The sequence below is a fragment of the candidate division KSB1 bacterium genome (genome assembly GCA_022562085.1).
GTDB lineage: Bacteria > Zhuqueibacterota > Zhuqueibacteria > Oceanimicrobiales > Oceanimicrobiaceae > Oceanimicrobium.
This window is the reverse complement of the sequence record JADFPY010000008.1, coordinates 13,341-27,068: the sequence shown is the minus strand read 5'-3', so window position 1 is coordinate 27,068 and position 13,728 is coordinate 13,341. Positions and strand designations below refer to the sequence as shown.

General features: G+C 43.4%; 14 protein-coding genes. All 14 read right to left on the bottom strand.

Features of this window, described 5'->3' with window-relative positions; all coding sequences use genetic code 11:
* Positions 1–22 precede the first annotated feature (22 nt).
* A complete protein-coding gene (locus IH879_01600) occupies positions 23–751 on the bottom strand; it encodes a nucleotidyltransferase domain-containing protein (protein MCH7673631.1) in 729 nt (242 codons plus the stop codon).
* Between the two features lie 36 nt (positions 752–787).
* Complete coding sequence (locus IH879_01595) at positions 788–1,519, bottom strand: TPM domain-containing protein (protein MCH7673630.1); 732 nt, start codon at positions 1,517–1,519, stop codon at positions 788–790.
* A gap of 67 nt (positions 1,520–1,586) precedes the next feature.
* Complete coding sequence (locus tag IH879_01590) at positions 1,587–1,997, bottom strand: hypothetical protein (protein MCH7673629.1); 411 nt, start codon at positions 1,995–1,997, stop codon at positions 1,587–1,589.
* Between the two features lie 77 nt (positions 1,998–2,074).
* Positions 2,075–2,734 (bottom strand): endonuclease III, encoded by a 660-nt coding sequence (gene nth, locus IH879_01585; protein MCH7673628.1) that lies wholly within the window; start codon positions 2,732–2,734, stop codon positions 2,075–2,077.
* A gap of 88 nt (positions 2,735–2,822) precedes the next feature.
* Entirely contained in the window at positions 2,823–4,598 is a 1,776-nt protein-coding gene (locus IH879_01580) for a M6 family metalloprotease domain-containing protein (GenBank protein MCH7673627.1), read from the bottom strand.
* 318 nt (positions 4,599–4,916) lie between these two features.
* Positions 4,917–7,775 carry an anaerobic glycerol-3-phosphate dehydrogenase subunit C gene (locus tag IH879_01575; protein ID MCH7673626.1) on the bottom strand — a complete coding sequence of 953 codons (2,859 nt, stop codon included), beginning with the start codon at positions 7,773–7,775 and terminating at the stop codon, positions 4,917–4,919.
* A gap of 76 nt (positions 7,776–7,851) precedes the next feature.
* Complete coding sequence (locus IH879_01570; GenBank protein MCH7673625.1) at positions 7,852–9,132, bottom strand: 4-hydroxy-3-methylbut-2-enyl diphosphate reductase; 1,281 nt, start codon at positions 9,130–9,132, stop codon at positions 7,852–7,854.
* A gap of 113 nt (positions 9,133–9,245) precedes the next feature.
* The gene (locus tag IH879_01565) at positions 9,246–9,716 is read right to left on the bottom strand and encodes a 23S rRNA (pseudouridine(1915)-N(3))-methyltransferase RlmH (GenBank protein ID MCH7673624.1); all 471 of its coding nucleotides are present in this window, start codon (positions 9,714–9,716) and stop codon (positions 9,246–9,248) included.
* 217 nt (positions 9,717–9,933) lie between these two features.
* A complete protein-coding gene (locus tag IH879_01560) occupies positions 9,934–10,386 on the bottom strand; it encodes a hypothetical protein (protein ID MCH7673623.1) in 453 nt (150 codons plus the stop codon).
* A gap of 240 nt (positions 10,387–10,626) precedes the next feature.
* Complete coding sequence (gene rplS, locus IH879_01555) at positions 10,627–10,968, bottom strand: 50S ribosomal protein L19 (protein MCH7673622.1); 342 nt, start codon at positions 10,966–10,968, stop codon at positions 10,627–10,629.
* 100 nt (positions 10,969–11,068) lie between these two features.
* Positions 11,069–11,755 (bottom strand): tRNA (guanosine(37)-N1)-methyltransferase TrmD, encoded by a 687-nt coding sequence (gene trmD / locus IH879_01550; protein MCH7673621.1) that lies wholly within the window; start codon positions 11,753–11,755, stop codon positions 11,069–11,071.
* A gap of 8 nt (positions 11,756–11,763) precedes the next feature.
* Positions 11,764–12,279 (bottom strand): 16S rRNA processing protein RimM, encoded by a 516-nt coding sequence (rimM, locus tag IH879_01545; protein ID MCH7673620.1) that lies wholly within the window; start codon positions 12,277–12,279, stop codon positions 11,764–11,766.
* 18 nt (positions 12,280–12,297) lie between these two features.
* Positions 12,298–12,528 carry a KH domain-containing protein gene (locus tag IH879_01540; GenBank protein MCH7673619.1) on the bottom strand — a complete coding sequence of 77 codons (231 nt, stop codon included), beginning with the start codon at positions 12,526–12,528 and terminating at the stop codon, positions 12,298–12,300.
* A 170-nt stretch (positions 12,529–12,698) separates the two neighbouring features.
* The gene (gene rpsP, locus IH879_01535) at positions 12,699–13,724 is read right to left on the bottom strand and encodes a 30S ribosomal protein S16 (GenBank protein MCH7673618.1); all 1,026 of its coding nucleotides are present in this window, start codon (positions 13,722–13,724) and stop codon (positions 12,699–12,701) included.
* Positions 13,725–13,728 lie beyond the last annotated feature (4 nt).

Genomic DNA, 13,728 nt, shown 5'->3' with positions numbered 1-13,728 from the left:
TTGCTCATTAAAATCCTCCTTTTTACTCCATTTTGTCAACGATTTCCACCAACTTTTTAATTTCTCCAATAAAAGTTTTCGCGATATCCTGGAGTTGGACTTTTGACCCGTGCCACTGGCCGTTTTTGATGTTAATTAATTGCACCAGAACATTTTTTTGCAGGCCAAGCAGCTCCGCGGTTTTCTCAAAAATTTGCGCTTTTGTGGACGGAATCTTTTCTCCTTTTAAATGAAGTAATCCTTCAAATATTGATACAAAAGTCGAAACCGACGCGGCCAGCATCGCACGCAAATCATCGCGTTCGTTTCCGGTACTGAGAAAACCTTCCCGCAGGTGCAAAAGTTTTCCGCGGAGTTCGCGCTCGACCTGATGACGCAAATCGTCGTTTTTTATTTCAATATCCTTTAGAACATCTTCCCCGTAGACCAGTTTGTAAGCGTTTTTCATATCGAGAAATTCGATCGGAAAAGTGTCTAACGCAGAAGCAATGTACTCTTTAGTCAGAAACAAGGGTACAGCAACATTTCGTTTCTGCCATTTAGGAATAAGCTCTAAGGCCTTGTCTAGGTTTTCGATACCTTTCTGACTCAACACAATGAGAAAGTTAATATCAGATTTCTTGGGAACATACTCACCTTTGGCACCACTGCCATAAAGAACAATTGAAGTTAAATCAGAATTGTAAACCGATTGAACGTCCTGAGTAAATTCTTCGAATATCGATTCAGGTGAATGGGGAATTTTAGCCATTGACGTGCTCCAAATTATTCAAAAAAATCAAAACTTCTAATAGCTTCCGCCTGCTCCTCCCCCGCCGAAGCCGCCGCCACCAAAGCCTCCGAATCCACCCCCAAAGCTGCCGCCGCCGCTGAATCCCCCATACCCTCGTCCTCCGCTCATGAGGCCTCCCAAAAGAAGCCAGGGTAAAACTCCACTTCCTCTTCTTCTTCCTCGTCCGCCACCACGGAAAAATAAGAAAATAAGAGCGATTAAAAAAAACTTGAACAGAGATGCCACGGGACTTTTCCTTCTAACTGCTCTTCGGTCTTGGTTGATCCGGACAGCGCCGGTAATTTCCACTCCGGCATCCCTGGCGATAATGCCCGCAATCGCCTGAGTCCCTGCAAGCAAACCATTTCCGTAATCGCCCTTCTTGAAAAATGGAAAAACGTACCTGTCGCGAATCTCACCCGCTAAACCATCGGGAATGATACCCTCCAGCCCGTACCCTACTTCAATTCTAAATTTTCTCTCTTGAACGGTTTGAAAAATAAGCACGCCGTTATCTTTGCCTTGCTCCCCAAGCTGCCAATTTTCATCTTCCATCAGCCTGATAGTATAATCGGTGTATTGTTGATCTCCAATAGTTTCGACCGTTAAAATTGCGATTTCGGCGCCGGTCTTTTGTTTCACCTCCAGGCAAATCGCTGCTATTTTTCTCTCGGTAGCTGCCGGAATCACGTTGGCAAAATCATTAACGTGCCCAACCGGCTTGGGAAATTGATTTTGGGAAAGCAATGCTTGCGGGGTGAGAATCAAAGATAAGAGACCTACAAAAAAAACGATACTTAAAAAAGATATAACTTTATTTTTTAAAATTTTCAACCTGTATAGCCCCTTTATTATTTCGATTATTACGGACTTTTTTCCACTCCCAACCAAAAAATACCGCAGCAAGTTTTCTTGTCCATCTGCGTTTGCTCATTTTGCGTTTCAGCCAACCCCGGTTGCGTTTATCAGAGGAACGTTCGTGCGAATCGGCCGACCCGTCTGTTTTTACTATTGAAATATCCTTCACTGAATTCAAATAGAGACGCCGGGTCTGCTCTTCCTCAAATAACTCCTCTGCTGTGCAAATGCCGTTGCGAATTAAAACATTTACCAGCGCTTCCAGGGAAACAAGATCAGCTGCAACAGGGTTTTCCGAATTTTCAGAACCATTCTCCGGTTGTTCATTTTGGTAATCATCCGATTGATTCGATTTTGAATTTTCCATGATAAACCCCAAGTTGCAGATTATTCATAACATTGGTGTAAACATTTTACACCAGCATCACTCAATGTTTTAATTTATCAACTGTACAATCCCTTGTCTTCCCAATTACACAACTCGAAGATGACGCACTCTCCACATTTCGGTTTTTTGGCTTTGCAAGTATAGCGGCCATGCCATTGAATGACAATATTACCCCGATGCCACTTCTCTTTTGGTAACAGATCGCACAATGTCTGTTCAATTTTATCGGTATTTTTTGTGTTAACCCAACCAAGACGATTCGGCACCCTGATTGTGTGCGTATCAACACCGATGGCGGGGATTCCCATCGCATTGGCTAAAACAATATTAGCTGTTTTACGGCCAACCCCCTGCAGCTTGACCAAATCTCCTAAGGTATTTGGGACTTGACCGCCGAAGTCATTCACCAGCATTCCACAACAATTTTTTATATACTTTGCCTTGTTCCATGCAAACGTTATCCCGGCAATGTCACTTCGCAATTCGTCGTCAACGGCGCTCAGATAGGCTGCTGGATCCGGGTATTTTTTAAACAAACGCTTAGTGACTTCGTTGACTTTTACATCGGTGCACTGGGCAGCCAGGATGGTCGCAATCAAAAGTTCAAAAGCAGTTGAGAATTCTAATTCCTGATGGGCTTCAGGATACGCTTTGTCAAGTTTATCTACTATCTCCAAAGTTTGTTTGCGTAAATCTGCTGACAATCCCGCCTCAATTTTTCGTAAATAATTGCATGGAATTTATATGTTAAAATATAGAAAGTCAAGCTATTTTGTGGTTGTGCGGGTGGCAAAAAAAGAGGATCTATTTCATAAAAATCATCTTTCGGGTTTGGACAAATGAACCGGCAGTGATTCGATACGCATAAATTCCGGAAGCAACGGTTTCACCATTTTGACTGGCACCATTCCAGGAAATTGAATACCTCCCGGGGGGTTTGACTTCATCTAAAAGTAAGCGAACTCGTTCTCCGGCCAAATTAAAAATCTCAAGCTGAATCCGGGTTCCATTCGAGACTGAAGCTGGTATTGCTATTTCAATGGTCGTCACAGGATTAAAAGGATTCGGATAATTTTGCTCTAAAACAAAATCATTGGGAAGCGAAGATTCCGGTGTTTCTTTATCCTCAACAGAGGTTACAGGCTCAACAAAAAAGTCAGCCAAAATATTTTGTCCGGCCAATTGAATGTTGGTAACCGCTACACTTGTCGGAAAGCCATTATTACTATTCGAATTTGGGATAGAGCTTTCATCAAAAGCAGTTAAATCTCTTGTTCCCACATAATCTGTTGCATCATTGTTGAGCTGGCTAAAGCCGGGAAACGGATCGCCGTTATCCCCCCGGTTGCCGTTAAACAGGAATTCATGTGTAGGTAAAATCCGCTCTAAATCGAGCTGCTCGATAGCCTGGTTATTTAAGATGTAGGGACTGGCTTCTTCCACGTCGATCATCCGGTGGTTTTCGTTGCTCTGCCTTCCGGAATTATCGATGTGATAAACAACCAGACCGTAGGAATCAGAAAGCCCAAAGTCCTTTTGCCGCCGGGTGAGCCCGGCGTCAAAGCCAAGATTCTGGCGGTTTTCAACTAAAAAATATTCACCACCGGTTTGGCCGTTGGTCCAAAGGCGATAAGCGATCGGGTTCGACTCAACTGGTGGGATTTCGATCTGCATGACATTTCCCGTCACCACAATCGGCTCGAGCCACCCCAAACGCTCTTTACTCCAGGCAGTAAAATGAGATGGTGAGGTCCCCAATGGATCGCCTGACCTGTAGCACCAGCCGCCGCCTGCCATAAGGCCCCATTCCCCGATTCCTTCAGAAGAACCATCCGTATCATACAAATCCGGCAGTCCCAGGGCATGACCAAACTCATGACAAAAAACACCAATGGTACCATTTCCCGGTTCCAAAGAATAGTCCCTGACATTAACACCATCCAGGTTTAATGTTGAAATAGAAGCCTTGTGTGACCACAAATATTTTGCGTGGTCGGGAAAATTGACCGTATAAATTTCCTCAGCTCCCGGACCAGCATGTACGACAAACAATGCATCAACCAGGCCGTCATTATTATTGTCAAATTCGCTGAAGTCGATATCCGGGTCAGCCAATGCCACAGCTTCCTCTACCAATTTCCTGCTGCTATTCGGATAGAGACCAAAGCCTGAGTTAGCATTGGCATAAAAATCTAAATTCTCAGGAGCTGTGTACCAAACAGTTGTGACGCCCGTGACCTCAAATTGCCCATAAGAATTTTCAAGAAAAAAATCCCGCATACTGCCGGTATAGTCGCTTTGGCTGTACGGTGCTTTATATGTCCCCACACTAAACAGCATGTCCTTGAAGTGCTGTGTTGAATAAATAGAATCGGCGTTGTTGAAGTTTGCATCGTTCTGGTGATACCAGCGGTAGTCAGGAAAGTCGATAAGAATGACCAGGGCTTGCCAGGTACCGCGCGCCTGACCTTTTTGAATATGCGTGCTGGGTTCGCTGATTTCTTTTGGAAAGGGTGTTCTTTGCTTTAGTAATCTTAAAGTCGTTTCATTCAATGGGCCGGGAGGGCCGGCGGGCGGCATCAGGCAGAATTCCTGAGCAAATAGATTTAAATGGCAAGCTATAATTAGAAAAGAAAAAATCCAAAAGGTTTTCACAAATCACCTCAACTATTGTGAAGTTGGGAACGTAACAATCCTAAGAATAAAATACAATATTTTTTTGATTATACTTCGTCATCGGATTGACTCATAAAAAAGGCGCCAACAACAACAAACAGGTTACGCCCTTATTCTTCTGTATCCTGAAAATTACGTTGCTGCGGTGCCTATTTCAAAACTACGCCAGTCGCTTGTTTGAACCTTCCTTTCCTGAAAAATTGTCTTAAAAAGCAAAGAGAATTAAGAAATCAAATTAGCTGCTAAAACCTCAACGGGATGCTTGGCGCTCCTGCCGGTACCGTGTTCTATTTGTTGCCGGCAGGATACACCTGGCGCAATGATCTCCCAATTATCCTCTTTGGCGTTTACAGCTTCAAAAAGACGCCGTTGTCCCATCGCCATGGAAATCTGATAATGTTCTTTTTCAAAGCCGAAAGCACCGGCCATGCCGCAACAGCCGGAATCGACGGCTTCAATTTGAACATCGGGAAGTAAGTCCAACATTTTAAGAGTGGGTTGCATTCCCACAAGCGCTTTCTGGTGACAATGGCCATGAAGTAAGAATTTCTTTTTTAAATCTTTAAACTTCAGAGTTTTTACATTTTCCCTGCTTAAGAATTCTTCAATTAAAAATGAGTTTTTTGCCAAAGTCTCAACTCGTGAATCGTCGACTAGGTCAGGGTACTCATCTCTGAAAGTTAACATACAACTCGGTTCACAACCAATAATTGGCAGGCCATCCTTTATAAATGGGTGAAGATTCTCTACATTATACCTTGCACAACGTTGTGCCTGCTTAAGCATGCCTTTTGACAGAAACGGCCGACCGCAGCATTTTTTTTCAGGAAGGACCACTTCATAACCTGCGGCCTCGAGAAGCCTTACCGTGGAAATTCCGATTTCGGGATGGTTATAAGTCATAAAACAGTCATTAAAGAGTACGACTTTGTTTTCTCGTTTGCTTGAACTTCGCTTGTGCTGGCTAAACCAATTAGTAAAAGTTTGATTCGCAAAATGCGGCAGTTTCCGATGATTACTAACCCCAAAAAAAATGTGCAGCAGCCAACGCACAGGGAGTGTCCCGACAAACCAGTTTGAAACTGGTGCCAAAGCACAGCCCAATCGATTCAGAGATTCAATGTTGCCGAACAAGCGATCACGCAACGGTAAGCCGTTCTCTTTGTGATAATGATACAGAAATTCGTACTTAATCTTGGCCATGTCCACGTTAGTCGGGCACTCGCCTTTGCACCCTTTACAGGCAATACAAAGATCCAAAACATCATACATCGCTTTACTTGTAAATTCTTTTTTGTCTAATTTACCGGAAATAACCGCCCGAAGTGCATTTGCCCGTCCCCGAGTTGAGTGCTCCTCTTCCGAGGTTACCATGTAAGAAGGGCACATGGTTCCGGAGTCTTTTTTCCGGCAGACGCCATTGCCGTTGCAAATTTCAATCGCTGTATCAAAGCCGCCTTCTTTGGAAAAATCCAGAAAGGTCGGCATAGATCGAGACTCACCCTCCGGGATGACTCTCAGGTTCTCGGTTAAAGACTGGGCATCGACGATCTTGCCCGGATTTAGAATATTTTGGGGGTCGAAGGCTCTCTTGATCTCTTTAAAAGCTTGATAAAGTTTAGGGCCGAACATCTTCTCATTAAAGCAGCTTCGAGCCAGTCCATCGCCATGTTCACCGCTGAAAGCGCCGCCATATTTCAGCACCAAATCACTGACATGATCCGCGAGGGACTGCATTTTGGTGAGATCTTCTTTGGATTTTAAATTCAAAAGCGGCCGAATATGTAAACAGCCGACGCTGGCGTGGGCATAATAACAAGCCTCAGTTTCATGCTCGCGAATCAGTTTGTCGAACTCACGGATGTATTCTGCCAGTCTTTCAGGTGGTACAGCGGTGTCTTCAATAAAGCCAATCGGCTTTCTGACCTCTTTGGTTCCCATCATGAGGCCGAGGCCGGCTTTGCGAATGAACCAGACATTCTCCTGCTCGTGCGGTTTAATCACAGCCACATGTGCATAACCGAGTTTATGCTTTTTCAGAAAATTAATGAGTTTATTTAGAGAATCCAGCAAACGCTTCTCCGAATCTCCTTGAAATTCTACAAGGAGTATTGCTCCCGGGTCGCCCTCGACGAAAGTCATCCGACGGGCATATTCAAGGGTCATCTTGGTTTGCCTGATTATAAACTGGTCAAGCAGTTCAATCGCCGACGGTTGAAAATCCAGAATTGGTGTAACGGAATCCAATGCTGAAAAAAGGTCGGAGAAATGCAGAACCCCTAAAACTCGGTGTTTAGGTAATAAAACTAAATTGACTTTGGCTTCAGTTACCACTCCCAGTGTCCCCTCCGAGCCAACGATCATTTTAGCTAAATTAAATTCCTCCCCGTTTATAAATCCATCTAAATTGTATCCACCGACACGCCGGAGTATTTTTGGAAAACGTCTATCTATTTCTTCTTTATTTTCATGTGAAATTTCGGAGACCGATTTATAAATAGACCCTTGAAAGTCAGATCGCCTAACCTTGCTGGCCAATTCGTGAAGATTTAGTGGTTTAAAAACTGCCTCCTCGCCAGTAGCAAGCTGCATCTTCAGTTCCAGTACATGATCGATTGTCTTGCCGTAAAAAATAGACCGTGCACCGCAGGAGTTGTTGCCGATGAGTCCGCCTAAATTAGCCCGGTTGCTCGTTGCAGTATCCGGTCCGAAAAAAAGGCCCAAATGCTTGACGTGAGCATTTATTTGATCCAGGACCACGCCGGGTTGAACACGCGCCCATTTTTCTTCCTGATTGACTTCCAAAACCTGATGCAGATATTTCGAGCAATCCACGACAATTCCCGAGCCAATCGACTGACCAACAAGACTGGTTCCTCCGCCTCTTGGAATTATTGGGACTTTGTTTTTTGCGGCGATTTCGACAATGGCCTGGATGTCTTCAGGAAATTTTGGAATGACAACGCCCATCGGTTCAATTTCATAAATGCTGGCGTCGGTGCTGTAGAGAATGCGGGAGATTTTGTCGAAACGGACATCCCCTTGAACCCGCTTCTTTAATTCATGGATAATGTCTTGCATGTTTAGTCCAAAAAGAAAAGGCAAGCAGAGTTTTCTACTTGCCTTTTCTTTCTATCTTAATTGACAATTTAAGGAGTTAAGCACTCATTAACTGCTCTAAATCGATATTTCGAAAGCTCATTATCTTTTCAATGGCTTCGCCTATTTTGTTATTCGGAGTCGAAGCGCCGGCGGTTATGCCGATTTGCAAACGGCCGTCAGGAAGCCAATTTTCAGTCGTTTCGATTTCCTCACTCCCGATTAATTTGTATCTAATTTGATTTTTATTTAATATGGATCCGGGGTCATCAATGTGATAAGTGGTTGTGTGTTGAGAAGTAATCTCGGCCAGATGGTTGGTGTTGCTGCTATTGAATCCGCCAATCACGATCATTAAGTTCAACTTCCGTTTTTTAACCAGATCGATTACTGCGTCCTGCCGATCTTGAGTCGCGCTGCAAATGGTGTCAAATGTTTGAAAATGTTCGTTTAATTTTTCTTCGCCAACTTTATTCACGAACATTTTTCTCAGTTCTTCGGCTATTGCTAAAGACTCGCTGCTAAGCATCGTCGTCTGGTTAGCAAGACCGATTTTCTGTAAATCCCGGTCGGGGTCAAAACCCGGTGACACAGCTTTAGAAAAATAGTCCATAAATTGTTTTTTATCACCGCCCGTTAAAATATAGTCCAGAACCATCTGCGCCTCTTCCATCGAACGGACAATCAGATACTTGCCATTGGCATATTTCAGCGCTTGAGAGCTCGTTGCAATCGTTTCTTCGTGGTAGTACTTCCCATGAATGATCGACGTATAGCCGTTCTGCGCATAATAATCGACGCGCTTCCAGACATTGAGCACAGACCCGCAAGTCGTGTCTACTAAAATGCAGCCCTGTTTCTTGAGTTCCTGAAATTCGATAATTGACACACCAAACGCCGGTAGAATGACGACGTCTTCCGGTTTCAAATCTGCGATGGTCGTGCCGTTGCTATATTGACCGCTAAGAAACAGCACGCCCATTTCAATCAGTCGATTATTAACATGTGGATTGTGAATAATTTCACCCGTCAGAAATATCCGGCGGTCGGGAAACTTTTCACGGGTTTGGTAGGCATAATCCACAGCCCGGTCCACGCCGTAGCAAAATCCAAATTCCTTCGCAAGATGAATCGTTAAATCACCGCCCTGAAGTTTGAAATCATTCGCCCGCAGATATTCCACTAAATTGCTGTAGTAGTCTTTTTTGAGGATTCCCTGGACTTCCTTCTTGAGGCCCAGTCCCCGCTGATAAAATTGTGGCGATTGTGTTGCGTGTGCTGTATTCAAGGATTCTCCTTCCCTGGGTGTATTCAAAGGGATTTCAAAATAGTTTTTCATAACGACAAATATAAGTAATTGCAGAAATAAAGTCAAAACAAATTACAAGAAACCAAATCGCAAATATCATGCACTATATTTTGAGATTGGTTTTTTTATGTTTTGGAATTTGTTTATTTATGGTATTTCTCACCTTTCAAAATTGAAAAAGCCCGATAAATTTGTTCCAGCAAAATCACTTTGCATAATTCATGCGGCAAAGTCATCCGGGAAAGTGAAAAAATCGAATCAACCTGATTGAGAAAATCGTCTGACAGTCCTAAAGGTCCGCCAACAATAAAAGTGATTCTGCTAGCGCCGTGCAGCATCTTGAAGCTTAAAAATTCAGCAAATCCTTGGGAGGATATTTGCTTTCCCTGCCTATCTAAAGCGACCGCAAATTCGTCCTGCTTGATCTTCGCCAAAATTGAATTCGCTTCGAGCTCCATAACTTTCATGGCGTTTTTAATTGATCCGGCTGGCGCATTTTTCACCTGGACATGTTCTAACTGTGCATAGCGCATGATACGTTTCGAATACTCAGCCTCTGCCGCCCGCCAACTTCTTTCTTTAGTGTTGCCAACTGAGATTATTTTGATTTTCAACTTCTTGCCCTTCGCTGAAATTGCTCGTACAAACTTCGTAATCGGTCCATTGCGTCAGCTTGCTCCGGAAACTTATCTCAACGAATCCTATTAACACGCGCACACCGTAAAACAATTTTATATTTGCAAATTCGGAAAAAGAGATTTTATTGCTTATAAACTAAAAAACCCTCAACAATGATTGAGGGTCTCGTTGCCTTATAACTTCGTTTATATCTTAGAAATTTTTCACATCGACCCACGCTTTCTTTGCCACTTCTGAGGAGTAATCACCCACCAACCCCATTAAACTTCGGCCTTTTTCGTTCTGGTTTACGATAACCTCTACCGGATTGGACGTGGCACAGTAAATTTCGGAAATATTCGGTACGCGTTTAATGGCCTCCATCGCATTAATAGGATAGTCATTACTCAAAAATAAAATAAACACGCCGCCGGCGCCAATTTTACAGGCGTTTATTCTCGCTAAATGGACGAGTGGCTCATCTGTTCCTGAATATTTGACAACGGTAGGCTTTGAAGCCTCTATGTAAGTCAAACCGAATTGGATCCTGGGAAAAGTCTGCAGCAATTGTTGGTGAATTTGTTGAACCGTTTTCAAGTTGTGTACTTCCCCCAGAATGATGCTGGAACCGTTCGGATTTTCGACTTTAATGGTTTGAAACTGCACGGGGAAGCCTCCCTGCTATTTTCGGCTAGAATTGAGCTTTCTAAGAGAGTAACGGAATGAATGAAAAATTAATAATTCATACTACAAAAAGTTAATTGAAATGTCAATAAAATTTGTGGGAATTGGGGGAAAGCGTTCAAGCATGAAAAGAAACCTTGTTTAGATTCAACCTGAATCAGAAAAAAAGAAAAATGGCAGACCCATGCTGGCCTGCCTTGAATATCTAAAAAATGATAAAGGTTAGCGCTTCTCAGTAATTCGTGCGGCCTTGCCTTTTAATTCACGAAGATAGTATAATTTTGCCCGACGAACTTTGCCTGATCGCTTATTTTCAATCTTGGAAATATTAGGAGAATGTAAAGGGAAAATCCTCTCAACCCCGACGCCATTTGAAATTTTGCGCACGGTAAACGTTGCGTTTATTCCGCCGCCTTTTCTTTTTATTACGACGCCTTCAAAAATTTGTATCCTTTCCTTGTCACCCTCCTTAACCTTCGTGTGAACCGTCACCGTGTCACCTGGGCCAAAATCCGGAATATCGGTTTTCAGTGTGTCGGCTACAAGCGCATCAATTTTATTCATTTTTACCTCCCGTGTTCAACTAAAATATTCAATTCTTTAATGCTTTATCATTTATAAAATGAAGGTTTTGCACTCCAGGAACAGCCCGCAATAACTTTCTTTAATTTTTTATTAGCAAATCAGCGCGTTGTTCCTGGGTTCTTGCAAGCGCCTTCTCTCTGCGCCATTTCTCAATTTCACCGTGATGACCGGAGAGAAGCACTTCCGGAACCTTCATGCCATGAAAGTTCTCAGGCCGGGTGTAATGCGGACAATCCAGCATGGCTCGCTCAAAAGAATCCGTTTTTGCTGAATCAAAGTCACCGATAACGCCAGGCAGCAGCCGTACGACTGAGTCAATGACAACCATCGCCGCCAACTCCCCGCCGGTCAAAATGTAATCCCCAATGGAAATTTCTTCAGTGATCAGGTTCTCCCGAATTCTCTCATCCACGCCTTTGTAATGACCGCAAAGAAAAATGATTTCTTTAGATTGCGCCAATTCTTTAGCTTTTCCTTGAGTAAAAGTTTCGCCTTGCGGCGTCATTAAAATAATCAAAGGATCTGCCAGATTCTCGGCGGTTTTTATATTTTCAACAGCTTTAAAAAAAGGCTCCGGCTTTAAAATCATCCCCGGACCGCCGCCGTAAGGATAATCATCGACCTGCTTATGCTTGTCTTCAGTGAAATCCCGCAAATCTACCATCTTAATCTCGACGAGTTTTTTTTCCTGTGCCCGCTTTAAAATACTTTCATTCAACGGGCTATTCAGTAGCTGCGGAAAAGCTGTGACCACAAAAATTCTCATACTAATCTTTATTCTAAAAGACCTGCCATGGGTTCTATAATAATCTCTTCTCTCTCCATGTCCATTTTTTTTACAACATTCTGAATCACGGGAATAAGATATTCTCGATTCTGCCTTTTGACGACAAGAACTGCGTTTGCGGGCAAATCCAGAACCTCTTCAACATTTCCTAAAACCTCACCTGATATTGTTTTAACTACAAAACCTAGAATCTCGAAATGGTAAAACCGTCCGTCTTCCAGGGGTAAGATATCTTCCCTTTTTATATTGATGAAAGCCCCTCTTAAGGATTGAGCCTCATCGCGTGTGTCAATGCCCTTGAAATTAAGATATACTACATTTCCACGCACCAAGATTTTGGAGATTTCAAACTCTTCTATCTCCCCGGCAGGACGCTCAACAATCACTTTGTTCAGAGATTTAAATCTTGGCGGGTAATCCGTAACCGGTCTTACTTTTACATCCCCCTTGATTCCGTGCGCCTTTTCAATAATGCCGATGGCGACGAAATCAGGTAATCTCATTTTTCTCAAATTTTCTGTTTATTCAAGAATTTCAAGTACCGACCTTTTACCCATTTTGGCAGAAGCCGCTGCTAAAAGGGTCCTCAAAGATTTGGCGGTCTGCCCTCTGCGTCCAATCACTTTACCCATATCCCCTTGATCGACACGCAATTCAAAAACAATTGTGCGCTCGCCGTCGACCTCGTTGACATGCACTTCATCAGGGTTATCGACTAAATGCTTAACGATGAATTCAAGGAACTCTTTCATAATTCACCTCCATTTGAATAACAATCGTCTCCTTCATAGATACTAGGCTCTTTTTTCACTACACCTGTTATTCGAAATTCAACCCAGAATGCGGCTTTGCTTTTTATATTGTAATTGTCAGCGCTCAGACCCTCAAATTTGTTTAAACTAAATTTTGCCTTTATGGTTATTTAGTTTCGTCCTTGCTTTTTTTCGCCGTAGTTTTTTTTGGCTGTCTTCTTTTCACTCCCACTATCTGCTTCTGACATTTCCGATGCTTTCGCTTTACTCTCTTCTTTTACATCCGATTCGTCAGCAAGCTTCTCTTCTGCCTTTTTTGCTTTGGTCTTTGCTGCGGCTTTTTTTTCCGTTTCCTCGTCTTTCTTCTTATCTTCTGTCACCGGCTCGGCCTCAGCTTCTGTATCCGCTTTCGCTTCGACTTCCGGCTTGGTTTCTTCTTCAGATGTCGCGTCTTCGGTTTTTTCTTCCTCGGCGAGTTTGGCTTCAGCGGCGGTCTTAGCTTCTTCCTTTGGCTCTTCTGGTGCAGGTTCGGCTTCCGGCTTTGCGTCTGCTTCTTTTGCTGGTTCCTCAGCGGCTTCGGCCTCAGCTTTAACCGCTTCGGTTTCTACTTCAGATTTAGCTTCCGCTTCGGGTGTGGTTTCAGCTTCCTCCACTTTTACTTCAGATTCAGCTTCCACTTTAACTGCAGGTTCAGCTTCGGCTTTAACTGCAGGTTCAGCTTCGGCTTTAACTGCAGGTTCAGCTTCGGCTTTTACTTCAGGTTCAGCTTCGGCTTTAACTGCAGGTTCAGCTTCGGCTTTCGCTTCTTCGGCTTTCTTGGCTTTCTTCTCGCGTTTTTTCTGTTCCGTTAACGCTTCCATGCGTTTCTCCTTTTCGAGCTGCAGAACTTCCCACTTTTTCAGCTCTTCTTCGATGGTAGCCTCGTCAACGCCTTTTTTCAGCAGATGCCATTTAAGCAAAACGCCTTTCTTTTTCAGGAAACTTTTTACGGTAAAGCTTGGAATAGCCCCTTTGCCAAGCCAATATAAAGCTCTGTCTTCTTCAATCTTGATGTCCATCGGCTGTGTAAGCGGGTTATACGTTCCCAACTTTTCGATATACCTGCCATCACGGGCAGCTCTGGAATCAATCACAACGATTCTATAGAACGGTTGTTTTTTCTTGCCCATTCTTCGCAAACGTAACCTTACTGACAAACTA

Bases quoted from the DNA above. Each gene is read 5' to 3' on its own strand.
- rplS (MCH7673622.1), bottom strand. From the start codon at position 10,968: ATGAATAAAATTGATGCGCTTGTAGCCGACACACTGAAAACCGATATT.
- IH879_01540 (MCH7673619.1), bottom strand. From the start codon at position 12,528: ATGAAAGAGTTCCTTGAATTCATCGTTAAGCATTTAGTCGATAACCCT.
- trmD (MCH7673621.1), bottom strand. From the start codon at position 11,755: ATGAGAATTTTTGTGGTCACAGCTTTTCCGCAGCTACTGAATAGCCCG.
- IH879_01570 (MCH7673625.1), bottom strand. From the start codon at position 9,132: ATGAAAAACTATTTTGAAATCCCTTTGAATACACCCAGGGAAGGAGAA.
- rimM (MCH7673620.1), bottom strand. From the start codon at position 12,279: ATGAGATTACCTGATTTCGTCGCCATCGGCATTATTGAAAAGGCGCAC.
- IH879_01590 (MCH7673629.1), bottom strand. From the start codon at position 1,997: ATGGAAAATTCAAAATCGAATCAATCGGATGATTACCAAAATGAACAA.
- IH879_01575 (MCH7673626.1), bottom strand. From the start codon at position 7,775: ATGCAAGACATTATCCATGAATTAAAGAAGCGGGTTCAAGGGGATGTC.
- IH879_01600 (MCH7673631.1), bottom strand. From the start codon at position 751: ATGGCTAAAATTCCCCATTCACCTGAATCGATATTCGAAGAATTTACT.
- IH879_01580 (MCH7673627.1), bottom strand. From the start codon at position 4,598: ATGCCGCCCGCCGGCCCTCCCGGCCCATTGAATGAAACGACTTTAAGA.